Here is a 22928-nt window from a genome sequence, read left to right on the forward strand (position 1 = left end):
CGGCGTGTTGAAACGTTGCAGCCGGGTTGCCGCAACAAATTGATTATATTTTTCGCAGATTATCGCCGTCCCGGCAGCCGCGCGCCACTCCGCTTGCATGATGCCGAAAAATCCGGCTCACCAACGCCGGTTTTAAACTTGCGCAGCTTCGCAAAAAAAAGCCCCGGCCGTTACCGGCCGAGGCTGGGTGTCCCGTAAGCTAAACCCCGCTATTCGGTATCCAATTCGTCGGCCGACAGTTTTTTACCCGGAAAATAATTCGGCGCGACACTGATCAGAATCGTAATAAAAGTGGCGATATACGGTACCGATTGCACCGCCAGTACTGCGACCCATAACCGGCCGCTCAAGTTGTCGAAATGCTCGACGGAGCGCATCGCCACAATGCCGGCGACCAACAGCAGTAGCAGTAACAGCTCTTGCCAGATGATCAACAGACCGGCGACCAGAGGCCCCTGCTGTTCGTATTTCGGCGTACGCATGAAGGGCTTGCCGGACGTGAACAAACCCTGCAAGGTGCCGCGCGCCACAGTGTGCGTCAACGACAGGCCGGCCAGCGCCGCACCCAAGGCCTGCAACATCGAACACGCCACCCGCGCCTTGTACAACCATAAACCGCGCACGATCTTGAAGGCAAACAAGCCTATCGTCGGCAACAGGAAGGCATTTACCGGCAATTCGCTGTGCTTGGGATCGGCGACGATCAGCGCCGTCAAAATCAAACTGGTGCCGGTAAACAGCAAGGCCAACGCATCGGAAAACCACGGCAACCAGCCGGCGACAAAGTAATAGCGTTGCGCCGACGTCAGCGAAGACTTCTTGTTGGGCAGGAAATGCCGCCAATGCTTTTTGATGATTTGCATCGCACCGTACACCCAACGGAAGCGTTGCGTCATATAGCCGGAGAAGGTATCCGGCATCAAGCCGCGGCCGAACGATTCTTTGCAATACACCGAATCGTAACCGGCCTCGTACAAACGCAAACCCAGTTCGCTGTCTTCGCAAATACACCATTCACCCCAGGAGCCAACTTTTTCGAACGCCGATTTGCGCACCATCGTCATCGTGCCGTGCTGGATGATGGCGTTGTATTCGTTACGCTGTACCATGCCGATGTTGAAGAAACCGGCATATTCCCAGTAACACATGTTTTTGAATGAGCCTTGGTGGGCGTCGCGGTAGTCTTGAGGCGACTGGACGAAACCGACATTTTCCTGGTCGAAGTACGGCACCATGGCGTTCAACCAATCAGGCGACAAAATGTAATCGCTATCGATCACCGCGATAATTTCGGCATCGTCTGCGGTATTTTCCAGCGCATAGTTGATCGCGCCGGCTTTATAACCGGGCCAGTTGTCCAAATGGAAGAAGCGGAATTTCTCGCCCAAACGGTCGCAATCGTCGCGCACCGGTTGCCATACTGTCGGATCCTTGGTGTTGTTATCCATCACCAACACTTCGTAATTCGGATAATCGACCTTGGCCAGAGCATTCAAAGTCTTGCGTACCATTTCCGGCGGCTCGTTATGAATCGGCAGATGGATCGAGACTTTCGGGTAACGGAAACCGGCCGGCGGCGTCAGCGGCTGGAAGGTACGACGGCCTTTTCGATGCCAAATCACTTCCGCTATTTCCAAGCTTTCGGTCAACAGCACCAGGATTGCCATGGCCTGCATCATCAATAGAATCGCCCAAAACACGACCGAGAAACCGGTTTGGTATTGGGCTGCCGCTATCGAAGCCGACCAGAACAACACCGATGCCGCCAAGTTGGCGACGATGCCGAAAAAGAATTTACCGGGCAGTTTCAAGCTTTTCCGGGTAAACAAGAAGGCCGCCATCAGGATGATACTGAGTATTGCCGCACCGCTGGCCCAATTACGCCAGGTCGGATTGGCCAATACGTCGCCCTCCATCGGGAATTTGGGCTGGCGATCGGCATTGAACAGGCCCCAGTAAGCGCCGGCGGTACCTTCCAGCTTGATTTTCCACGGCTGGTCGAAGGCCTCGACCACGTAGTAAATCACGTTCTCGGCGGTGGCGCGGTTCAGGAATTCGCGTAAAAACTTGGCCTGATTCGCCAACGAAGCCGTAGCGGCTTTTTGCGGCGGACCATCGGAAGGCCAACCCACCTCGGTAATGACGATGGTTTTATCAGGGTAAAGCTTTTGCAGTTCATAGTAGCGCTTGAACACGTATTCGACGGCATTATCGCCTTCCGCGCCTTGGGGCAATTCGACCGGAATGCCCTCCCAATACGGCAGGATATGCACCGCGATGTAATCGACTTCGGCCGCCAATTCCGGATGGTCGACCCATATATCCCAGGTCTCGGCGGTACTGACCGGCTTCCAGGTGCGTTTTTTGACTTCGCGGATATATTCGATCAGTTCATTGGCTTTGTTGGTAACTTCAAGATTGATCTCGGCTTTGATTTTATCCTGCAGTTCCTGCTCCGCCATCTGACCGCCAAACTCGTCGCGCACGCGCTTTGCGACCGGTTCGCTGACCTTGTTTCTGACCCGCAACAGCGATTCGTTTCCAACCAGCGTCCGAATGATCGTTTTCGGATATTGATTGGCTAGGTTGATTAAACTCTCGACTTCGCGCTGGTTCTTGTCCAACCGTTTTTGCCGGTTCTCCTCGCTTTCTTCGTCCTCGACCAAATCCACCCAGCAGCCCATCGCCAGATTCAACGCGCTTTTCGCGGTCAATTCCGGCACGACCTCCATACCCTCCAATGCGGTATAGGTCCTGATCGAATGCGCCTTGCCCGACAATAGCTCGACATCGGCCTGGATTTGTTCGCGGGTCGGAAAGATATCATCCTGCGGATTGAAATCGCGCTGCTTGGGGTTAAAAGTTACCCCCATCATCGTGTCGCTCCAAGACGGAAGCTGTAACGGGTTATTGATGTAGGACCAGATACCGATGTTGATCAAAACCAACAGGACTAGGGTGAGAAATGTGGCTATTTTGGCTTTCATTCGACAGAAAGACTCCGCATTATTGGAAAATTTATTAAACGGTATTTTTGTAATTCTTACGGCGCTACCCGCGCCAATCCGTCGGCGGATCAATCAGACTTAGGCAAGATCTTTTCGACGTAACGCCGAACGCCAGCCATATGCGGGCCGCAATTCCAGTCAGGCAACAGGCTACCTAAAAACCTCGCGGCATTGAGAATACCCGCCTCAGACCGAAAAGCTCGACAAACTGATCACCGGACACATTGCCAGTATTGAAAGCTGCCTCGCTTAGCCCTGTCTTAAGCGGGTATGCGGAAAACTGTTACTTCAACGAAAGGGTCTCGACGCGTCCTTTCATCTCGATATTCAGCTTGTCTTCTTTAGCCAACCAGCCGATGGCCCGTTGCACTTCGTTTTTGCCCAAGCCGGTTTCGGTGGTGATCTTATTCACGCTGGCTTCGCCATTCGCGTTCAGAAATTGCCAGACTGCACCAGCTGCTTCGCCAATTGTATCTACCATTTCAACTCCTCATCATTTGCACAACAAAAAAATCGGCCGCTTGATCCGGCACAACACCGGAAAAAGCCTTGTCAAACAAGCAAACGCAACTAACGCTCGTCAGGTAACACGATATTCAGTTCGAGTGTTTCCTGATTGCCATCCTGTTCGAAATTAACGGTGATAGCATCCTGCCCGACATTTACATATTTACGAATTACTGCCAATAGTTCTTTTTGTAGTTCTGGCAAATAAGAAGGCTGGTTGCGCGAGGCCCGTTCGTGCGCCACCAGAATTTGCAGCCGCTCCTTGGCTAAAGACGCCGTATTGGTCTTCGACGATCTGAAGTAATCTAAGAGACTCATCACTTGCTCCCGAACAGCTTGCTAAACAAGCCCTTCTTCTCTTCCTCGATAAAACGGTGTGGTCTGTTTTCGCCTAAATAACGGGCAACGATATCAGCATACGCCTGACCGGCATCGCTTTGCTCGTCCAAGATAACCGGGGTGCCGGAGTTCGAAGCGTTCAATACCGACTTCGATTCCGGAATCACGCCCAACAGGTGGAGGGATAAAATTTCCTGGACGTCTTCGACACTCAACATTTCGCCCAACTTAACCCTATCCGGTGCGTAACGGGTCAACAGCAGGTATTCCTTGATCGGCTCTTCGCCTTTTTCCGCCCGCCGCGACTTGCTGGCAAGAATGCCCAACATACGATCCGAATCCCTAACCGACGATACTTCCGGATTGGTCACGACGAAAGCGTCATCGGCAAAGTACATGGCAAGTGTAGCACCGCGCTCGATTCCCGCCGGCGAGTCGCAAACGATGTATTTAAAGTCCTTGGACAACTCTTCCAAAATCTTGCCGACGCCTTCGGTCGTCAACGCATCTTTGTCGCGGGTTTGCGAGGCAGGCAGTATGTACAGTTGCTCGCAGCGCTTATCCTTGATCAAGGCTTGATTCAGAGTCGCTTCATTGTTGATCACGTTAACCAAATCGTAAACCACGCGGCGTTCGCACCCCATGATCAAATCGAGGTTGCGCAGCCCCACATCGAAATCGATCACGGCAGTCTTGTGCCCCCGCTTCGCCAAACCCATCGCGATCGCGGCACTGGTCGTGGTTTTGCCCACACCACCTTTTCCCGATGTTACTACGATTATTCTGGCCAAAATTATTCCTCCAAGAAAAGCTTAAAACTCTTTAATAATCAGGGCTTGATTATCCAGACTGATCTGTAACGGCTTATGCGCCGGATATTTGCTCAAATCTTCGCTCAGCTGGTAAATCCCGGCGATTGAAATCAATTCGGCTTGCAGGTCCGAGCAGAAAATACGGGCAGCAGTATCGCCCAACACGCCAGCCAAAGCTCTGCCGCGGAGCGAACCGTAGATGTGAATATTGCCCTCGGCCATGATTTCGGCGCCGGCGCTCACCGTTGCGGTAACGATCAAATCCCCTTTCGCATAGACCCGTTGCCCGGAACGGACCGGTTGCACGACCAGCTTGTTTTCCACAAGCTGAGTTTGCTGCTTCGGCTCTTCAGCAACTGGCGGCGGCAATGTTTTTGCGGCAGGTTTGTTGGCAGCGAGCGGCGCATTGGCGCCATGCAGGGAATAATGCGGCAAATTAATTGCCAGAGCATCGTCGGTTTGTTTTTGGTTGCCACCGCGAATACCGATCGGCATGAACCCGTGTTTGCGGACCAAAGCGACGATTTCGGTAAAATCCAGTTCGAGATTTTGAGCGTTAAGCTTTTGCAAATCGATCAAGAGCGGCGAATTTTTAAAAAATTCGGGTGCTTGCGCGACTTTTTCCTGCAATTGTTGATCGATCAGGACCACGTCATTACCGGCTAGCAGCAATACCGGCACTGTCAGCGACGTGCTTTTGAACTCCAAAGCTGTTTTTTGCGTAATTGGTGCGCCGGTAGACATCTATTTTGGAAAATAAGCTGCTGTACGTCCGGAATACTACCATTTTCCGTAACAAAAAGCACAAACCCTTAAAGGAGAAACAAGGTCGCCAAACCCAAAAAGGCTGTAAAACCAACCACATCGGTGACTGTAGTCAATAACACCCCGCCGGCCAGGGCCGGATCAATCCCCATCTTGTTCAGCAAAACCGGTATCGCCACACCGGACAAAGCGGCACAGACCAGATTGATCAACATCGCCACACCCAACAATATTCCGACATCCGGGCGGTGAAACCACATCCCGGCCACCAGGGCTACCACACAGGCCCACACCAAACCGTTCAGCAAGCCGACCGAAATCTCCTTAAACAATAAGCGCCCGGCATTGCTACCAGTGACTTGGCGTAAGGCCAGACCTCTGACCACCAAGGTTAAAGTCTGACTGCCGGCAATACCGCCCATGCTGGCCACAATCGGCATCAGCACGGCCAGCGCCACAATCTGTTGGATAGCGTCTTCGAACAAATCGATCACCGAGGCCGCCAGAAAAGCCGTCAGCAGATTTACGCCTAGCCAGAGAGCCCTACGCTTGGCACTGCTGACCACCGGTGCAAACATGTCCTGCTCTTCGCTCAAACCGGCCATGCTCATCAGCGAATGGTCCGCTTCGTCCCTGATTAAACCGATAACGTCGTCGACTGCTATCCGCCCGACCACTCTGCCGTCATCCGCCAACACCGGAACAGACAGCAACTTGCGCCGCTCAAATACTCCGGCAACGTCACGACTTGGCATCCGGTAAGAAATGCCGGCAATTCGGGTATCCATCACAGCGTCAACCTTGGTATGCGGATCATGGCTCAGTAACTGGCTGAGCGGCAATACCCCCTGAAAGTGTTCCTTACGATCAACAACGATCAGACTATCAGTATTGGCTGGAATGTTGCCGCGCAAGCGCAAGTATCGCGAAACAACATCCAATGTGACGTCGCCGCGTATCGTCAGCACGTCGTCGGACATAATGCCGCCAGCAGTATGCTCCCCGTAACTCAAAGCCTTTTCGATCCGGTTACGGTTATGCACCCCAATCGATTCCATGATTTGCGACAACAACGGCTCAGGCAGCACATGCAATAGATCAACCATGCCGTCGGCACCCATCGACTCGGTCGCGGCAATCAGGTCTTTGCGGTCGGTGATTTTCAGCAGACCGGCACCGACTTCGACGTTAACCTCCACCAGGATTTCGCCAATCACTCCGGGCGGAATCAACGCCCAGAGTTTTGCGCGCTGTTCGGGGTCCAAGGCTTCGAGAATATGCGCCGCTTCCGCCGGATAAAGGGACCGCACCAAGTTTCTGATTTCGATTTGCGAGCCGTTGGTCAAAACTTCCAGCGTCCGATCCAATAGAGATTCCGCGTTTTCGAGCTTCACTGCTGATGTCATAGGTACAAAACCAAAAATAGGGCCGGCGGCCCGGGGTTACCGCAACTCCCGATGCCTGACGATGACGTTGGCGGTAATCGTTTGAAAATGTTTGCTTAAGGCTTCGACCAGATAAACCGAACGGTGCTGGCCGCCGGTACAACCGATCGCAATAGTCAAATAACTGCGGTTATCCGATTCGAACCGCGGCGCCCAACGGCCGATGAAGTAACCGATATCGTGTAGAAACTCCTTCACGGCCGGATCGTTCTGCAAAAAATCGGCAACTGCGGGATTTTTGCCGGTCAGCCCTCGTAACTCTGGGGCCCAATAAGGGTTGGGCAGACTACGGGCATCGAACACAAAGTCGGCATCCAAAGGTATCCCGTATTTGAAACCGAACGACTGGAACAGAATCGACAACGAGTTTTTGCCTTTCTCACCCAGCCGGTTTTTCAATAAATCCCGTAATTGATGGTAATGGGTATAGCTGGTGTCGATGACGATATCGGCTCTCAAGGCCAGCGGACGCAACATCTCCCGCTCGATTTCCAAGGCTTCGCGCAAAGGCCGGCTCTCGGTGCTGAGCGGGTGGCGGCGACGGGTTTCGCTGTAGCGCTTCAGGATGATGTTCTCATCCGCTTCCATGTACACCAGTTCGCAGTCGATACCCTTGTTACGAATTGAAGTCAGACTGTCCGGAAACTCGGCCAAATTGTCGGACCGATTGCGAGCATCGATGCCGATCGCGGTTTTGCTGTAAGTGGCTTGGTTTTTCAGCATCACGTGATCGACAAAGTCGGCCAGCAATGCGACCGGCAGGTTATCGATGCAGTAATAGCCGCAATCTTCCAGAGTATCCAACGCGATACTCTTGCCCGACCCCGATAAACCGCTGACGATAACAAGCTTCATGGTTGACTGGACACGAGACGAAAGCCGTTTTCATCCCGTGTCGCCGAATATCCGATTAACGATGGTTTTGAGATTTTTCTTTGTGCTTGACGATTTGGCGGTCGAGCTTGTCGACCATATTGTCGATCGCTGCATACATGTCTTCTTGCACGTCTTCGGCATAAAGCTTGGCACCGCTGACCTGTACTGCCGCTTCGGCTTTTTGCTCCAGTTTTTCAACGGTCAAAATGACATGGACATCAACGACGTTGTCGAAATGGCGTTTGATTTTGCCGATTTTTTCTTCGACATAAGCTTTCAACGCCTCGGTAACTTCTACGTGATGGCCTGTGATACTAACTTGCATGGAATACTCCTGTTTTTAAAAATTGTGCTTCCCGATCGATTAAATGTGCCTTTTCCGCTGGCTGGTTGAAGGGATGGACATCGCTTCCCGGTATTTGGCGATGGTGCGGCGCGCGACGTTAATGCCCTTCTCGTTCAATAAATCCGATATTTTACTATCGCTTAACGGCTTGGCCGGATTTTCGTTGCCGACCAACTCTTTTATCAGCGCCCGGATTGCCGTCGCCGAGCACTCGCCTCCGCCATCGGTACTGACGTGGCTGGAGAAAAAGTATTTGAATTCGATCACCCCATGGGGAGTGTGCATGTATTTCTGCGTGGTCACCCGCGAGATCGTCGATTCGTGCAACTCCAGTTCCTCGGCGATATCCCGCAACACCATCGGCTTCATTGCGATCGCCCCATGCTCGAAAAAATCGCCTTGTTTTTCGACGATACTTTTTGCGACCCGCAACAAGGTGTCGTTACGGCTATGCAGACTTTTGATAAACCAGCGCGCTTCCTGCAAATGGTTTTTCATGCTGACATTGTCTGAACTGTTGTCGGCGCGCTTGATCATGCCGGAATAGAAGGGGTTGATGCGTAATTTCGGCGCGATGTCCGGGTTCAAGCTGACCAGCCATTGGCCGTTAACTTTGACCACGAACACGTCGGGCACGACATATTCGACATCGACTTCCTGCAAGCTGGCTCCCGGCTTGGGGTCCAAGGTCCGAATCAAGGCCAATATACCTTTCAATTCGTCTTCGCTGAGCCCGACCCGTTTCATCAAGCGGACCTGATCGCAACTGGTCAGCAAATCCAGATGCCGGTGCACAAAATCCAAGGCTTCAGCCTTGAAGCGGGTGTTATCCGGCAATTGCTGCAATTGCAACCGCAGGCAGTCGGCCAAGTCCAATGCGGCGACACCGACCGGATCGAAATTCTGAATCCGATGCAGCACGGCCTGAACCTCGTCGAATTCCAAGCCCTCCAACTGCTCCAGCAAACCTTGAAAAATGTCCTGCAGATCGCTGGCGACATAACCGTCGTCGTTGATTGCGTCGATAATCGCTACCGCAATTGCATAATCGCGATCCGAGATTGGAATCAGATCCAATTGCCACAGTAAGTGGTCGTGCAAGGTTTCGGATTTACCGCGAAAGGTTTCGAATTCGGGCGTGTCGCCGTCATCGCCGCTGCTGGGCAACGAACTTTCGTAAACATCGTCCCAACTGACATCGACCGGCAACTCGTCCGGCATATCGGTTTGGGAGCCTTCGCTGGTGACTTGGTCGGTGTTGTCGAGCTTTTTATCGCGAAACTCCAAAGCCGGCAGCTCTTCTTCGTCCAATTCCAGCATCATATTGGATTCCAGCGCCTGCTGAATTTCCTGCTGCAAATCCAAAGTCGACATTTGCAGCAGTTTTATTGCCTGCTGCAACTGCGGCGTCATGGTCAAACTTTGACCGATGCGGAGCTGTAAGGATTGCTTCATGACTACTCGGATTTTATAAACTGAATTTTTCGCCCAGATACACTCTGCGCACCTCGTCGTTCTCGACAAGTTGGCGGGATTGCCCTTCGGCGATAACCTTGCCTTCGTTCAAGATGTAGGCGCGATCGCATATTTCCAATGTTTCCCTAACTTTATGCTCGGTGATCAGGATACCGATACCGCGCTGCTTCAGATGCGCGATAATTTTTTGCAATTCCAAAACCGAGATCGGATCGACGCCGGCAAACGGTTCGTCCAACAAAATAAACTGTGGTTCGCTGGCCAAAGCCCGGGCAATCTCGACCCGCCGCCGCTCGCCGCCCGACAGCCCCAATGCCAACTGGTTGCGCAAGTGGCCGATACCGAACTCCCCCAACAATTCGTCGATGACCAGTTCGATCTGGCCATCGGTCAAATCGTCACGAATCTGCAGTACCGCGCGCAAGTTGTCGGCGACACTGAGCTTACGAAATACCGATGCTTCCTGGGCTAGATAGCCTATCCCCAATCTTGCCCGCCGATGCATCGGATGCAGCGTAATCCGTTGGTCGTCGAGAAAAATATCGCCTCTGTCCGCCTTCACCAGCCCCACCATCATGTAGAAGCTAGTGGTTTTACCGGCGCCGTTAGGGCCGAGCAAGCCCACCACCTCGCCGGTATCGACCTGCAAACTGACGCCATCGACGACGTTGCGTGAGCTGTACCGCTTGTACAACTCGGTTGCTACCAAGCGCGCCACTATTGGGCCTTCTTGGTTTTGGGCTGAATCACCGAATGCACCCGCTTGCCATCGGAATTGGACTCACCGGCTTTCAACAACGAGTTTTTGGTATCGTACTCTATGTACTCGCTGGATTGTTTGGCATCACCCTGCCAAACCGAAGCATTTTTCATAAAGATCAACAAATTCTTATCCGGATAAAACTCGTTGATCAAACCCTCGCCGTGCATTTCTTCCTTACCGACGGCCGGCAATTGTTTGAAACGGGACGGCTTACCCGTCGCCACCAGTTTGGTGATGGCGCCGTCTTTGAGATGCACCACCAACTGGTCGGCGTCGATTCTGATACTGCCCTGGGTCGCCACCACATTACCGGTGTAGGTACTGATCTGGCTTTTTTCATCGTAAACGGCGTTATTGGAATCGATATAAACAGGCTGCTCGGAATCCGACTCCAAACCGAACGCAAGCCGCGCCGACAAAAACAGGCCTACCCCCACTATTCTACTTAATTTCATAGCGACCTTTCACTTTGGACAACAATTTCAGGTGAATCGGACTGACGAAAGTCGCCTCCATTCCTATCCCTTCCGTTCTATTGGGGGGACTGATGATTTCCGCCCAAGCTTGGGTCTCTGCAAAATGACTGGCGAGTTTAACTCGCAAATCCGATGTGTTAATGGTTAAAGCCGAATTGGTTTTCGATGCATCACGATTGATATAAGCTTTGCCGTTCAACTGCAAACTATCACCGTCCGCCGCCATGATTCCGGTTTCGGATTTGATCGACCATGGCTTTTGATTGGGATTGAACAGCGTCATGACCGGCTGCTGCAGATGCGTGCTGCCGTCGGCCTTGTAATGCTCCATTCTGTCAGCCGACAATTCGCTTTTCGGCAAGCCGTCCAAATCCATCTCTTTTTTGTAATAACCCACGCTGAAAAAATCCGGGCTATTTTCGGCAATTTTTATTTCGGCGTCACGCTGTTCGTTAAGCTGCACCAGCCACCACGACAACAAAGCGGCCAAGCCGACGTAGACAAAAATCTGAAAATTCCGCTGCGATGTCATAAATAGTTGTGCAACACCGTATCCAGCGTCCCTTGAGCATGCATGATCAAATCGCACACCTCGCGCACGGCACCCAAGCCGCCGGGGACTTTGGTTTGCCAATGCGCATGTGCCAACACCGCAAAATTGGCATCCTGCACCGCCACGGCAAACCCGACCTGGCGCATGACCGGCAAATCCAAAACGTCGTCGCCGACATAAGCCACTTGCCGCGACTGCAAATTCAATCGCTGCAACACGTCGGCGAAAGCCGCTCGCTTGTTTTCATGCCCCTGATAGACATGCTCGACGCCAAGCCCCTGCATCCGCAACGTCACCGAATTGGATTTTCGGCCGGAAATGACCGCGACTTCGACACCGGTTTGACGCAACAACTTAATACCGTGGCCGTCGCGGGCGTGAAAGCATTTGTACTCTCTGCCGCTATCGTCGAAAAACAAACGGCCGTCGGTCAGCACGCCGTCAACATCCAACACCAACAATTTGAGCTCGCGGACGATGGCGAGTTGTTCAGGACTTAATTCAAACATTTCCGCTCACGCTTCAAACAATCCCGGCCCGCAACAAATCATGCATATTCAACGCGCCGAGCAACTTATTATTTTCGTCGACCACCAACAAGGCGTTAATTTTTTTGGCCTCCATGATCTGCATCGCCTCGGCCGCCAACATACGTTCGTCGACGGACTTGCAATTCCGGGTCATGACTTCCGCAATCCGGGTCAGGTGCACATCCAGGTTTTTCTCCAGCATCCGCCGCAAATCGCCGTCGGTAAACACTCCGGCCACGCGACCGTCGCCATCCACCACCGCAGTCATTCCCAGTTTTTTGCCGGTCATTTCCAGCAAAGCCTCGCCGACCAACACCGTATCGGATACCACCGGCACTTCGCCGCCACGATGCATGATATCGCCGACCTGCAACAGCAATCGCTTACCCAAACTGCCGCCCGGATGCGATAGCGCGAAATCGTCCCGAGTAAATCCGCGAGTTTCCAATAAAGAGACGGCCAAGGCATCCCCCATCACCAATGCCGCGGTAGTGCTGGCGGTGGGCGCCAAACCCAACGGGCAAGCCTCTTGTTCAACTGCAACATCGATGTGCGCCGTTGCAAACTTTGCCAACGTCGAGCCGGGATTGCCGGTCAACGCAATCAAGGGCACGCCCAGGCGCTTAATGATAGGCAAAATCGTCAGAATTTCTCCGGTTTCGCCGGAATTAGACAGGGCCAAGACCACGTCCTGCCGGGTGATCATGCCCAAGTCGCCGTGACTGGCTTCACCCGGATGTACGAAAAACGCCGGAGTGCCGGTGCTGGCCAAAGTTGCGGCGATTTTACCGGCGATATGCCCGGATTTGCCCATGCCAGTAACCACTACTCGGCCTTTGCAAGCCAGTAACAGACGGCAAGCAGCAACGAACTGGTGGTCGATACGCGCGGCCAACGCTGCCACGGCTTGCATTTCGGTTTGAATCACCGCCAACGCCAACGCCTGAATGTTCTGATCGCCGCCCACCGAAAACCGACTCCGCACACTTGAGTAAAAAGGAATCATTATTGCATGTTCTTGATCGACTTTTCACCCCAAGTCATTGACTTATTCGCGACCAGTCATAGAAAATAACCTGTTACCAAACCAGATACTCCTGTAATCACAGCAGATGGCCACTAGCGCAAGCCCGGAAAGCAACATCGTTTCAATCAGCAACTTGAGCTTTTCCAGGGGTGCCAGAAAGATATTCGACGGCATCGATCTCGAAATCCAACGCGGCAAAATCACCGCCATCATGGGCCCCAGCGGCACCGGCAAAACCACACTGCTGAAACTGATCGGCGGCCAACTGACTCCCGAACGCGGCCAAATCAATGTCGACGGTTTGAATGTTCATCGTTTGCCGACCCGCGACTTGTACAATTTACGCAAACGGATGGGCATGCTGTTCCAAAGCGGCGCCCTGCTCACCGACATGAACGTTTACGACAATGTGGCGTTTCCGCTGCGGGAGCACACCCACCTGCCGGAATCGATGATCCGCACCCTGGTGTTGATGAAATTGCACGCGGTCGGATTGCGCGGCGCCCACCGCTTGATGCCGAACGAATTGTCCGGCGGCATGGCGCGCCGGGTCGCTCTGGCCCGGGCCATCGCGTTGGACCCGATGATGATCATGTACGACGAACCGTTTACCGGCCAGGACCCGATCTCGATGGGCGCTTTGGTGCATTTGATCAAAGCCTTGAACACCACGCTCGGCCTGACCAGCATCATCGTCTCCCACGACGTCCAGGAAACCGCGGCGATTGCCGATTACATCTATGTTCTGTCTGGCGGAAAAGTGATTGGCCAAGGGACTCCACAACAATTGGCAGCCTCCGATTCGGAGTGGGTGGAACAGTTCATGAACGGTTACGCCGACGGCCCGGTACATTTCCACTACCCCGCTCCAGATTATCTGGACGACTTGTTGTCCGGCAAATAAGCCCTATTTGAGAACGCGATGCTCGAATTACTGCAAACCCTGGGAAAAACCACGCGCAGCGCTTTTGCCAAATTGGGGCGCGGCACTTTCTTTCTGCTGCATACGCTGACCGGCATCGGGGAAGTAATGCCGCGCCCGAATTTGCTGCTGAAGCAGATGTATTCGGTCGGCGTGCTGTCGTTTCTGATCATCACCATTTCCGGCCTGTTCGTCGGCATGGTGCTCGGCTTGCAAGGCTTCAACATCCTGTCGGACTTCGGCGCCGAAGAATCGTTGGGCGTAATGGTCGCCGCTTCGCTGGTCCGGGAACTGGGGCCGGTGGTTTCCGCCTTATTGTTCGCCGGCCGGGCTGGATCTGCGCTGACCGCCGAGATTGGCCTGATGAAAGCCACCGAACAACTGTCCGGCATGGAGATGATGGCGGTCGACCCGATCAACCGCATCATTTCCCCGCGCTTTCTGGCCGGCTTTTTGGCCATGCCGTTACTGGCCGCACTGTTCAGCGCGATCGGCATCATGGGCGGCCATCTGGTCGGCGTCGGCATGCTCGGCGTCGACGACGGCGCATTTTGGGCGCAAATGCAGGCCAGCATCGATTTTCGCGAAGACATCGTTAATGGCGTAATCAAAAGCGTCGTGTTCGGCTTCGTCGTATCCTGGATCGCCCTGTTCGAAGGCTACGACGCCATCCCAACCTCGGAAGGGGTCAGCCGAGCCACCACTCGCACCGTGGTCAACTCGGCGTTTTCGGTATTGGCACTGGATTTCATCTTAACCGCACTCATGTTTGGAGACATTTAACATGCCGCATTCCAAGACCCAGGATACTCTGGTCGGATTTTTTGTCGCCTCCGGCATTGCCGCGTTGTTCTACATGGCTTTACAAGTCAGTAACCTGGGAACCTACACCGGTGACGACAGTTACACGGTGATTGCCCATTTTCAAAACTCCGGCGGTCTGAAAGTCAAATCGCCGGTATCGATCGCCGGCGTCCGCATTGGCCGGGTATCGTCGATCCGGCTGGATCGCAACAGCCACGAATCCATCGTCGAAATGCGCATCGAATCCAAGTACGACAACATCCCGATGGATTCGGGCGCCAGCATTTATACTGCCGGCCTGTTGGGCGAGCAGTACATCAGTATCGACCCGGGCTCGTCGGAAGAATACCTGCACGATAAGAGCCAGCTCGACATCACCAGCTCGGCCATCGTTCTGGAAGAAATGATCGGCAAATTCATGCTGAACAAGGCGGAAGGCAAATAGATGCCGAAACTGAGCGTCACCGAACAGGCCCCAGGGCATTACACCGTGGAAGGAAACCTGACTTTTGCCAGCATCGACAAGCAATCGCTGAAGTCCTTCAACTTTCTGAAAGGCATGGACAGCATCTGCATCGACCTGTCGCTAGTCGGCATGACCGACAGCGCCGGTCTGGCGTTGATGATCGAATGGATCAAGCAGGCCCGCAGCAACCGCGTCAAATTGTCTTTCAAGAACGTTCCGGCCCAATTATTGGCGTTGGCCAAACTCAGCGGCTTCGACGAAACCGAATATTTTGCAAACCGCGCGCCTTGAGCCGCGTTCTGCCCCACTTACCCGAGACCATTCATGGATAAATTACTGATTACCGGCGGCAAACCCTTACACGGCGAACTGCGGATTTCCGGCGCCAAAAACGCCGCCCTGCCGATTCTGGCCGCGACGCTACTGTCCGAAGTACCGGTCAGCGTCGGCAACATTCCCCACCTGCACGACATCACCACCACGATGGAATTGCTCGGCCAAATGGGCGTGGGCCTGACCGTCGACGAGAAAATGAACATCGAAGTCGACACCAGCACCATCCACAAATACGAAGCGCCTTACGAACTGGTGAAAACCATGCGCGCTTCGATCCTGGTGCTGGGGCCGTTGCTGGCCCGTTTCGGGGAAGCTTACGTGTCGCTGCCCGGCGGCTGCGCGATCGGCACCCGGCCGGTGGATATCCACATCGATTCGCTGATCAAGATGGGAGCGGACATCACCGTGGAAGCAGGTTACATCCACGCCAAGGCCACGCGTCTGAAAGGCTGTCGTCTGGTGTTGGATAAAATCACCGTGACCGGCACCGAAAACATCCTGATGGCCGCCACGCTGGCGGACGGCATCACCATCATCGAAAATGCCGCCAAAGAGCCGGAAGTCACCGATCTGGCGCATTTTCTCAATAAAATGGGCGCCAAGATCAGCGGCGTCGGCACCGATATTCTGACCGTCGAAGGCGTCGAAAAGCTCGGCGTTCCCGGCCTGCATTACGATATTCTGCCGGATCGGATCGAAACCGGTACCTATCTGGTCGCCGGCGCGATCACCCGCGGCCATGTCCGTCTGAAAAATACCGACCCGAACACGCTGGACGCCGTGCTGGCTAAATTGAAGGAAGCCGGCGCCGACATCACCTGCGGCGAAAACTGGATCGAATTGAACATGCACGGCAAACGGCCGAAAGCGGTCACAGTGCGCACCGCGCCCTATCCGGCTTTCCCGACCGACATGCAGGCCCAATTTACGGCGTTGAACTCGGTCGCCGAAGGCGTCGGCCTGATTACCGAAACCGTATTCGAAAACCGCTTCATGCACGTGCAGGAATTGCAACGCATGGGCGCCCAGATCAAACTCGAATCCAACACCGCGATCTGCACCGGCAACGAAGGTCTGAAAGCGGCGCCGGTGATGGCTACCGACTTGCGCGCATCCGCCAGCTTGGTGCTGGCCGGCCTGATTGCAGAAGGCGAAACCTTGGTGGACCGGATCTACCATATCGACCGCGGTTACGACCATATCGAGGAAAAATTGTCGCAACTGGGCGCCACGATCCGCCGCGTTCCCAACTAAAACCCATCCCGAGCCATGTTAACCATCGCCGTATCCAAAGGCCGAATTTACGAAGAAGCCCTGCCGTTTTTGCAACAGGCCGGCATCACGCCGATCGACGATCCGGATAAAAGTCGGAAATTGATCCTGCAAACCACCCGCGACGACGTGCAATTGGTGATTATCCGCGCCACCGACGTACCGACCTTCGTTGAGTACGGCGCCGCCGACCTCGGCATCGCCGGAAAGGACGTCTTGCTGGAGCACGGCGCGGAAAGCCTTTACGAGCCGTTGGATCTGGGCATCGCCGGCTGCCGCCTGATGACGGCCGGCCCGGTCGGCGCGCCGCCGGTCAAAGGCCGCTTACGCGTCGCGACCAAATACGTCAAAACCGCGCAACGCTATTTTGCCGACCTGGGCGTGCAGGCCGAGATCATCAAGCTGTACGGCTCGATGGAACTGGCGCCGCTGGTTGGCCTGGCCGATTGCATCGTCGACCTGGTAGACACCGGCAATACGTTAAAAGCCAACGGCCTGGAGCCGCGCGAACTGATCGCCAACATCACCTCCAGGCTGGTGGTCAATAAAGCGGCGATGAAAATGAAGCACCAAGCCATTCAAGCCTTGATAGACCAATTCGAAACCACGCTGGCGCAGAGGTAAGCCCCATGGCTGCGATCAAAATGTTACGCCTGGACAGTTCGTCCGCCGATTTCGCCAAACAATTGCAGGCTCGCCTGGACTGGGACGCCAGCGACGATTTGGAAATCCATAAACGGGTGCTGGACATCATCGCCGATGTCAAAAAACGCGGCGACCAGGCCTTGCTGGAATATACCAACCGTTTCGACCGCACCGCATTCAAGGCCGGCAAAGAACTGGAACTGAGCCAGGAGGCACTGAAGCAAGCCTGGGACACGCTACCCAGCACGCAAGCGATTGCTTTGCAAACCGCCGCGGACCGGGTACGGGCCTACGCGGAACATCAAAAATTGCAGTCCTGGCAATACACCGAACTGGACGGCACCCTGCTCGGACAGAAAGTGACGCCGCTGGACAAAGCCGGCCTCTATGTGCCGGGTGGCAAGGCCGCTTACCCTTCCTCGGTGCTGATGAACGCGATTCCGGCCAAAGTCGCCGGCGTCGGCGAATTAATCATGGTGGTGCCGACACCCGGCGGCGAAACCAATCCGCTGGTGCTGGCGGCAGCCTACGTCTCCGGTGTGGACCGGGTGTTCACGATCGGCGGCGCTCAAGCCGTTGCGGCACTCGCCTACGGCACCGAAACCGTGCCGGCCGTCGATAAAATCGTCGGCCCCGGCAACATCTATGTCGCCACGGCGAAAAAACTGGTGTTCGGTCAGGTCGGCATCGATATGATCGCCGGTCCGTCCGAAATCCTGATCATCTGCGACGGCCAAACCGATCCGGACTGGATCGCGATGGATTTGTTCTCGCAAGCCGAACACGACGAAAATGCCCAGGCAATCCTGATCAGCCCGGACGCCGACTTCCTGAAAAAAGTCGAAGCCAGCATCAATAAACTGCTGCCGGAAATGGAGCGCGCCGCCATCATCAAAGCCTCATTGACCGGCCGCGGCGCCTTTATCAAAGTCGCCGACCTGGACCAAGCCGCACAAGTAGCGAACCGTATCGCACCGGAACATCTGGAGCTGTCGGTCGCCGATCCGGAAGCCTTGGCCGAGCAAATCCGCAACGCCGGTGCCATCTTCATGGGCCGTTACACCGCCGAAGCCCTGGGCGACTACTGCGCCGGCCCCAACCACGTGCTACCCACCTCGAGTACTGCTCGTTATTCATCGCCGCTGGGCGTCTACGACTTTCAAAAACGCAGCAGCCTGATCAACTGCTCCGCAACGGGAGCACAGAATTTAGGAAAAATCGCTTCGGTGTTGGCGCGGGGCGAGAGTTTGACTGCGCACGCCCGGTCGGCGGAATTCAGAATTTAGCGGAGCAGATTCGGTGCCGTCGATCGTGACGATGCCGAACGAGTGGAATAAACTTCTACCACAAAGCGCCGCCCCGTTTACTCCAGAGCGGAAATAAACGGGGCGGCAACTTGGCCGGTTTTACAGCAACAGCCGGCGAATATCGGCCAGATTGGCTTTCAAGGCTTCCATGAATCGGGCGCCTTCGGCACCGTCGATGACGCGATGGTCGTAGGTAATGTCCAGCGGCAACATCAGTTTCGGCTCGAATTCCTTACCGTTCCACACCGGCTGCACTTTGGAGCGGGTCACACCCAAGATCGCGACTTCCGGCGCGTTGACGATAGGCGTGAACGCCGTGCCGCCGATGCCACCGAGGCTGGAGATGGTCATGCAACCGCCTTGCATGTCGGACGGTTTCAGTTTGCCTTGGCGAGCCAATTCGCTGACCTCGGCCAATTCTTGCGACAACTGAAAAATGCCTTTTTTATCGACATCGCGGATGACCGGCACGACCAGGCCATTTGGCGTATCGACCGCAATACCGAGGTGGTAATACTTTTTCAGGAACAGCTTGTCGCCTTCCGGAGATAGCGAGCTGTTAAAAGATGGGAATTTCTGCAGCGCCGCGACCAGCGCTTTCATGATGAACACCAAACCGGTAACTTTGATGCCATCCTTGCCTTGGCCGGCGTTGACTGCCTTGCGGAACTCCTCCATCTCGTCGATCGCGACTTCGTCGTGGTACGTCACCAACGGCAGGTTCAGCCAGACCCGAGTCAGGTTCTGGCCGGTCAGGCGTTTGATTTTGCTTAACGGCTTTTCTTCGATTTCGCCGAATTGAGTGAAATCGACCGCCGGGATGGCCGGAATGCCGGCGCCGCCACCGCTTACCGCGCCGCCGGACGTCATAATTTGCTTGACGAATTTTTTCACGTCTTCCTGCAAGATCCGCCCTTTGCGGCCGCTGCCGGCCGGGATCTTGCTTAGCTCGACGCCCAATTCGCGGGCGAACAAGCGTACGCTCGGCGTCGCATGCGGTTTATAACCTTCGGTGCTGGCAACAACCGGCGCTACCGGGGCAGCCACGGCTTTAGCCGGTTCGGCTTTCGGCGCTTCCGCAACCGGCGCCGGAGGCGGCTCGGCGGCGGCAGGCACCGCCGCAACTTCGGCAGCCGGCTCTGCAGCGGCGGCGCCGACTTCGACCGTGACGATCAAGGTACCTTCCGCGACTTTATCGCCCGGTTTGATATGGACCGACTTAACGATACCGGCCGCACTGGACGGCAGGTCCATTGTGGCCTTGTCGGTTTCCATCACCGCCAGAGTTTGTTCGATCGCAACCACGTCGCCGGGTTGCACCAAGACTTCGACGATATCGATTTCCGGCACGTTGCCGACGTCGGGGACTTTTACTTCAACTAAAGAACTCATCTACGCATTCCGTTAATTCAGCCGTTAAACCAACCAGGGGGCGCTGGCATCGGGGTTTATGCCATATTTCGCAATCGCCACGTCAACTTTGGCAGCATCGAACTCACCAGCTCGCGCCAGAGCTTGCAGCGCAGCAACGGTAACGTGGTAACGATCCACCTCGAAGAATTTACGCAGATTGGCGCGGGTATCGGAGCGGCCGAAACCGTCGGTACCCAGAACCGTGTAGGGATTTTTTACCCAGGGCCGAATCTGTTCGGCAAAGGCGCGCATATAGTCGGTTGCAGCGATCACCGGACCTTTGGCATCGTCCAGGCAGCGTTCGACGTGGGTCACGCGCGATTTCTCGGTCGGATGCAAACGATTCCAACGCTCGCAGCTTTGGCCGTCGCGCGCCAACTCGGTAAAGCTGGGGCAACTCCACAGATCGGCGTCGACACCCCAGTCATCGTGCAGCAATTGGGCGGCGAAAATCACTTCGATGAAAATGGTGCCTGACCCCAACAACTGGACTCTGGGCTTGTTGCCCTTGTGGCCCTTTTTGAACAGATACATGCCCTTCAAAATGTCGGCTTCGGCGCCTTCGACCAATGGCGGCTGGTCGTAATTTTCATTCATCAAGGTGATGTAATAGAAGATATCCTCCTGCTCGACGTACATCCGGCGCAACCCGTCGTGGATGATTACCGCCAGCTCACAGGCAAAGGTCGGATCGTAGGAATAGCAGTTCGGGACCGTCGCCGACATCAAATGGCTATGGCCGTCTTCGTGCTGCAAGCCTTCGCCGTTCAGCGTGGTTCTACCGGCGGTGCCGCCTAACAGGAAGCCGCGGGTACGTTGGTCGGCCGCGGCCCAAATCAAGTCGGCGACGCGCTGGAAGCCGAACATCGAGTAGTAGATGAAGAACGGAATCATCGGCGTGCCGTGAGTCGAATAGGCCGTACCAGCCGCGATCCAGTCGCACAGGCCGCCGGCTTCGTTGATGCCTTCCTGCAACACCTGGCCGTGCTTGTCTTCCTTGTAAAACATTAACTGTTCAGCATCTTGCGGCGTGTACAACTGGCCAACCTGCGACCAGATTCCCAATTGGCGGAACATGCCCTCCATACCGAAGGTGCGGGATTCGTCCGGCACTATAGGTACCACGCGTTTGCCGATTTGTTTGTCCTTGACCAGAATATTCAGGATGCGGACGAAAGCCATCGTCGTCGAGATTTCATGGCCTTCGCCAGTACCATCCAGCAAAGCCTTGAACGCGGACAGCGCGGGGATTTCCAACGAATAGGATTTTGCCCGCCGCGCCGGCAGATAACCGCCCAAGTCGGCGCGGCGCTGGCGCAGGTATTTGAGTTCTTCGGAATCTTCCGCCAAACGGATGTAAGGCAGGTTGGGCAGGTCTTCGTCGCTGATCGGCAGTTGGTAGCGGTCGCGGATACCCTTGATCGACTCCAGGCTCATCTTCTTTTGCTGATGACTGGTGTTTTGGGCCTGGCCAGAATCGCCCATGCCGTAGCCTTTGATGGTCTTGGCCAGAATGACCGTCGGCTGGCCTTGGTGGTTGGCTGCCGCGTTATAAGCGGCAAACACCTTGATCGGATCGTGGCCGCCGCGGTTCAATTCCCAGATATCGCGGTCGGTGTAATCCTTGACCAGTTCTTTCAGTTCCGGCGTATTGAAGAAGTGCTCACGCACATAAGCGCCGTCCTTGGATTTGAAGGTTTGGTAGTCGCCGTCGACGCATTCCATCATGCGTTTGACGATCAACCCGTGTTTGTCGCGCGCCAGAATCGCATCCCAACGCCGACCCCAGATCACCTTGATTACGTTCCAGTTGGCGCCGCGGAAATTGCTTTCCAGTTCTTGAATGATTTTGCCGTTGCCGCGCACCGGGCCGTCCAGGCGCTGCAGGTTGCAATTGATGACAAAGATCAGGTTGTCCAGCTTCTCACGGCCGGCCATACCGATGGCACCCAGAGTTTCCGGCTCGTCGCATTCGCCGTCGCCGAGGAAGGCCCAAACTTTGCGGCCCTCGGTATTGGCCATGCCGCGGTCCTGCATATAGCGCATGAAACGGGCTTGGTAAATCGCCATGATCGGCCCCAAGCCCATCGATACGGTCGGGAATTGCCAGAAATCCGGCATCAACCACGGATGCGGGTAAGACGACAAACCGTTACCACCGACTTCCTGACGGAAATTATCCATTTGTTCTTCGCTCAAACGACCGAGTAAGAAGGCCTGAGCATAGGTTCCGGGAGCCGAGTGGCCTTGCGAGAAAATCAAATCGCCGCCGTGTTTGTCGGATGCGGCATTCCAGAAATGGTTTTGACCTACATCGTACAAAGTGATTGCCGACGCGAAACTGGCGATATGACCACCGACATTGGTATGCTTGTTTGCCCGCAACACCATCATCATCGCATTCCAACGAACGTATGACCGGATGGTCCGTTCGATATCGGTATTACCCGGGAATTTGGGCTGCTTATCGACCGGAATCGAATTGATGTAGGGCGTGTTGGCGGAGAAAGGGATGTCCAGACCGGCTTGTCTGGCGGTGCTGAGCAGGGTTTCGATCAGGTAACTGGCGCGTTCGCTGCCTTCCTTTTCGATCACCGCTTGCAGGGCTTCCATCCATTCTTGAGTCTCTGCGGGATCAATATCGTATTTGGCGGCAATGTCGGTATTGTTGGTCATTACGGAACCTAGGAAACATGGAAATAGCCGGAAAAGGATACCCGAAAAGGCCGGTGTCAGCATGTTTTTTTGGCAGCTTATCCGCCGACGCGGCCTTATATTCGGTGACTTGCGCCGGTTTCGGCTTTGTTGGCAACGAGGCCGAAACGGAGTCGGTAGCATCT

General features: G+C 54.8%; 23 protein-coding genes. 7 read left to right on the forward strand and 16 right to left on the reverse strand.

The genetic code is table 11. From position 1 onward, the window contains the following. Window positions 1-209: 209 nt before the first annotated feature. The 14 genes from ACH518_RS02235 to ACH518_RS02300 all read right to left on the reverse strand — a co-directional run bounded on the left by ACH518_RS02235 (window position 210) and on the right by ACH518_RS02300 (window position 12902). Window positions 210-2987 carry a glycosyltransferase gene (locus ACH518_RS02235; RefSeq protein WP_445371716.1) on the reverse strand — a complete coding sequence of 926 codons (2778 nt, stop codon included), beginning with the start codon at window positions 2985-2987 and terminating at the stop codon, window positions 210-212. A gap of 304 nt (window positions 2988-3291) precedes the next feature. Next, on the reverse strand, window positions 3292-3489 hold the full coding sequence (locus ACH518_RS02240) for a winged helix-turn-helix domain-containing protein (RefSeq protein WP_140911460.1): 198 nt from the start codon (window positions 3487-3489) through the stop codon (window positions 3292-3294). 89 nt (window positions 3490-3578) lie between these two features. Then, the gene (gene minE / locus ACH518_RS02245) at window positions 3579-3833 is read right to left on the reverse strand and encodes a cell division topological specificity factor MinE (protein WP_140911461.1); all 255 of its coding nucleotides are present in this window, start codon (window positions 3831-3833) and stop codon (window positions 3579-3581) included. Next, window positions 3833-4645, reverse strand: a complete 813-nt coding sequence (gene minD, locus ACH518_RS02250; RefSeq protein ID WP_140911462.1) for a septum site-determining protein MinD — start codon at window positions 4643-4645, stop codon at window positions 3833-3835. The genes minE and minD overlap by 1 nt, the downstream gene beginning before the upstream one ends. Window positions 4646-4666: 21 nt before the next feature. Next, the gene (gene minC, locus ACH518_RS02255) at window positions 4667-5374 is read right to left on the reverse strand and encodes a septum site-determining protein MinC (protein ID WP_445371717.1); all 708 of its coding nucleotides are present in this window, start codon (window positions 5372-5374) and stop codon (window positions 4667-4669) included. A 104-nt stretch (window positions 5375-5478) separates the two neighbouring features. Then, window positions 5479-6825, reverse strand: coding sequence for a magnesium transporter (mgtE, locus tag ACH518_RS02260; protein ID WP_445371718.1), 1347 nt, complete (start codon window positions 6823-6825; stop codon window positions 5479-5481). A 48-nt stretch (window positions 6826-6873) separates the two neighbouring features. Continuing rightward, window positions 6874-7731: an RNase adapter RapZ gene (gene rapZ, locus ACH518_RS02265; RefSeq protein ID WP_445371719.1), complete on the reverse strand. Its 858-nt coding sequence runs from the start codon at window positions 7729-7731 to the stop codon at window positions 6874-6876. Between the two features lie 55 nt (window positions 7732-7786). Further along, window positions 7787-8077, reverse strand: coding sequence for a ribosome hibernation-promoting factor, HPF/YfiA family (gene hpf / locus ACH518_RS02270; protein WP_054761376.1), 291 nt, complete (start codon window positions 8075-8077; stop codon window positions 7787-7789). 39 nt (window positions 8078-8116) lie between these two features. Then, window positions 8117-9553: an RNA polymerase factor sigma-54 gene (locus ACH518_RS02275; protein WP_445371720.1), complete on the reverse strand. Its 1437-nt coding sequence runs from the start codon at window positions 9551-9553 to the stop codon at window positions 8117-8119. 13 nt (window positions 9554-9566) lie between these two features. Continuing rightward, window positions 9567-10292, reverse strand: coding sequence for an LPS export ABC transporter ATP-binding protein (gene lptB / locus ACH518_RS02280; protein ID WP_140911467.1), 726 nt, complete (start codon window positions 10290-10292; stop codon window positions 9567-9569). Then, window positions 10292-10792 carry a lipopolysaccharide transport periplasmic protein LptA gene (lptA, locus tag ACH518_RS02285; RefSeq protein ID WP_140911468.1) on the reverse strand — a complete coding sequence of 167 codons (501 nt, stop codon included), beginning with the start codon at window positions 10790-10792 and terminating at the stop codon, window positions 10292-10294. The genes lptB and lptA overlap by 1 nt, the downstream gene beginning before the upstream one ends. Further along, on the reverse strand, window positions 10779-11345 hold the full coding sequence (gene lptC, locus ACH518_RS02290) for an LPS export ABC transporter periplasmic protein LptC (protein WP_140911469.1): 567 nt from the start codon (window positions 11343-11345) through the stop codon (window positions 10779-10781). The genes lptA and lptC overlap by 14 nt, the downstream gene beginning before the upstream one ends. After that, a complete protein-coding gene (kdsC, locus tag ACH518_RS02295) occupies window positions 11342-11875 on the reverse strand; it encodes a 3-deoxy-manno-octulosonate-8-phosphatase KdsC (RefSeq protein WP_445371721.1) in 534 nt (177 codons plus the stop codon). The genes lptC and kdsC overlap by 4 nt, the downstream gene beginning before the upstream one ends. Window positions 11876-11888: 13 nt before the next feature. Next, complete coding sequence (locus ACH518_RS02300) at window positions 11889-12902, reverse strand: KpsF/GutQ family sugar-phosphate isomerase (RefSeq protein WP_140911471.1); 1014 nt, start codon at window positions 12900-12902, stop codon at window positions 11889-11891. A gap of 106 nt (window positions 12903-13008) precedes the next feature. Between ACH518_RS02300 and ACH518_RS02305 the strand changes: the two genes are divergently transcribed. The 7 genes from ACH518_RS02305 to hisD are packed head-to-tail and all read left to right on the forward strand — an operon-like array spanning window position 13009 to window position 18654. Further along, on the forward strand, window positions 13009-13827 hold the full coding sequence (locus ACH518_RS02305; RefSeq protein ID WP_140911472.1) for an ABC transporter ATP-binding protein: 819 nt from the start codon (window positions 13009-13011) through the stop codon (window positions 13825-13827). Window positions 13828-13845: 18 nt separating this feature from the next. After that, window positions 13846-14628, forward strand: coding sequence for a lipid asymmetry maintenance ABC transporter permease subunit MlaE (gene mlaE, locus ACH518_RS02310; RefSeq protein ID WP_140911473.1), 783 nt, complete (start codon window positions 13846-13848; stop codon window positions 14626-14628). Between the two features lies 1 nt (window position 14629). Continuing rightward, a complete protein-coding gene (gene mlaD / locus ACH518_RS02315) occupies window positions 14630-15094 on the forward strand; it encodes an outer membrane lipid asymmetry maintenance protein MlaD (RefSeq protein ID WP_140911474.1) in 465 nt (154 codons plus the stop codon). After that, window positions 15095-15406, forward strand: coding sequence for an STAS domain-containing protein (locus tag ACH518_RS02320; protein ID WP_140911475.1), 312 nt, complete (start codon window positions 15095-15097; stop codon window positions 15404-15406). Window positions 15407-15439: 33 nt separating this feature from the next. Further along, a complete protein-coding gene (gene murA / locus ACH518_RS02325) occupies window positions 15440-16705 on the forward strand; it encodes a UDP-N-acetylglucosamine 1-carboxyvinyltransferase (protein ID WP_140911476.1) in 1266 nt (421 codons plus the stop codon). 15 nt (window positions 16706-16720) lie between these two features. Continuing rightward, a complete protein-coding gene (gene hisG, locus ACH518_RS02330; RefSeq protein ID WP_140911477.1) occupies window positions 16721-17347 on the forward strand; it encodes an ATP phosphoribosyltransferase in 627 nt (208 codons plus the stop codon). Between the two features lie 5 nt (window positions 17348-17352). After that, window positions 17353-18654: a histidinol dehydrogenase gene (gene hisD, locus ACH518_RS02335; protein WP_445371722.1), complete on the forward strand. Its 1302-nt coding sequence runs from the start codon at window positions 17353-17355 to the stop codon at window positions 18652-18654. A 120-nt stretch (window positions 18655-18774) separates the two neighbouring features. Here hisD and aceF read toward each other — a convergent pair whose 3' ends face one another. Next, window positions 18775-20067, reverse strand: a complete 1293-nt coding sequence (gene aceF, locus ACH518_RS02340) for a dihydrolipoyllysine-residue acetyltransferase (protein ID WP_445371723.1) — start codon at window positions 20065-20067, stop codon at window positions 18775-18777. 24 nt (window positions 20068-20091) lie between these two features. Continuing rightward, a complete protein-coding gene (gene aceE / locus ACH518_RS02345; RefSeq protein ID WP_140911480.1) occupies window positions 20092-22764 on the reverse strand; it encodes a pyruvate dehydrogenase (acetyl-transferring), homodimeric type in 2673 nt (890 codons plus the stop codon). Window positions 22765-22928: the final 164 nt, after the last annotated feature.

Source organism: Methylomonas sp. HW2-6, assembly GCF_052474525.1.

Excerpts from the sequence above, each read along its gene's own strand:
- ACH518_RS02275 (WP_445371720.1), bottom strand. The coding sequence starts at position 9,553 with ATGAAGCAATCCTTACAGCTCCGCATCGGTCAAAGTTTGACCATGACG.
- ACH518_RS02240 (WP_140911460.1), bottom strand. The coding sequence starts at position 3,489 with ATGGTAGATACAATTGGCGAAGCAGCTGGTGCAGTCTGGCAATTTCTG.
- kdsC (WP_445371721.1), bottom strand. The coding sequence starts at position 11,875 with ATGTTTGAATTAAGTCCTGAACAACTCGCCATCGTCCGCGAGCTCAAA.
- hisG (WP_140911477.1), top strand. The coding sequence starts at position 16,721 with ATGTTAACCATCGCCGTATCCAAAGGCCGAATTTACGAAGAAGCCCTG.
- ACH518_RS02320 (WP_140911475.1), top strand. The coding sequence starts at position 15,095 with ATGCCGAAACTGAGCGTCACCGAACAGGCCCCAGGGCATTACACCGTG.
- aceE (WP_140911480.1), bottom strand. The coding sequence starts at position 22,764 with ATGACCAACAATACCGACATTGCCGCCAAATACGATATTGATCCCGCA.
- ACH518_RS02300 (WP_140911471.1), bottom strand. The coding sequence starts at position 12,902 with ATGATTCCTTTTTACTCAAGTGTGCGGAGTCGGTTTTCGGTGGGCGGC.
- lptA (WP_140911468.1), bottom strand. The coding sequence starts at position 10,792 with ATGAAATTAAGTAGAATAGTGGGGGTAGGCCTGTTTTTGTCGGCGCGG.
- mlaE (WP_140911473.1), top strand. The coding sequence starts at position 13,846 with ATGCTCGAATTACTGCAAACCCTGGGAAAAACCACGCGCAGCGCTTTT.
- hpf (WP_054761376.1), bottom strand. The coding sequence starts at position 8,077 with ATGCAAGTTAGTATCACAGGCCATCACGTAGAAGTTACCGAGGCGTTG.
- aceF (WP_445371723.1), bottom strand. The coding sequence starts at position 20,067 with ATGAGTTCTTTAGTTGAAGTAAAAGTCCCCGACGTCGGCAACGTGCCG.
- mlaD (WP_140911474.1), top strand. The coding sequence starts at position 14,630 with ATGCCGCATTCCAAGACCCAGGATACTCTGGTCGGATTTTTTGTCGCC.
- rapZ (WP_445371719.1), bottom strand. The coding sequence starts at position 7,731 with ATGAAGCTTGTTATCGTCAGCGGTTTATCGGGGTCGGGCAAGAGTATC.
- lptC (WP_140911469.1), bottom strand. The coding sequence starts at position 11,345 with ATGACATCGCAGCGGAATTTTCAGATTTTTGTCTACGTCGGCTTGGCC.
- ACH518_RS02235 (WP_445371716.1), bottom strand. The coding sequence starts at position 2,987 with ATGAAAGCCAAAATAGCCACATTTCTCACCCTAGTCCTGTTGGTTTTG.
- ACH518_RS02305 (WP_140911472.1), top strand. The coding sequence starts at position 13,009 with ATGGCCACTAGCGCAAGCCCGGAAAGCAACATCGTTTCAATCAGCAAC.
- hisD (WP_445371722.1), top strand. The coding sequence starts at position 17,353 with ATGGCTGCGATCAAAATGTTACGCCTGGACAGTTCGTCCGCCGATTTC.
- minE (WP_140911461.1), bottom strand. The coding sequence starts at position 3,833 with ATGAGTCTCTTAGATTACTTCAGATCGTCGAAGACCAATACGGCGTCT.
- murA (WP_140911476.1), top strand. The coding sequence starts at position 15,440 with ATGGATAAATTACTGATTACCGGCGGCAAACCCTTACACGGCGAACTG.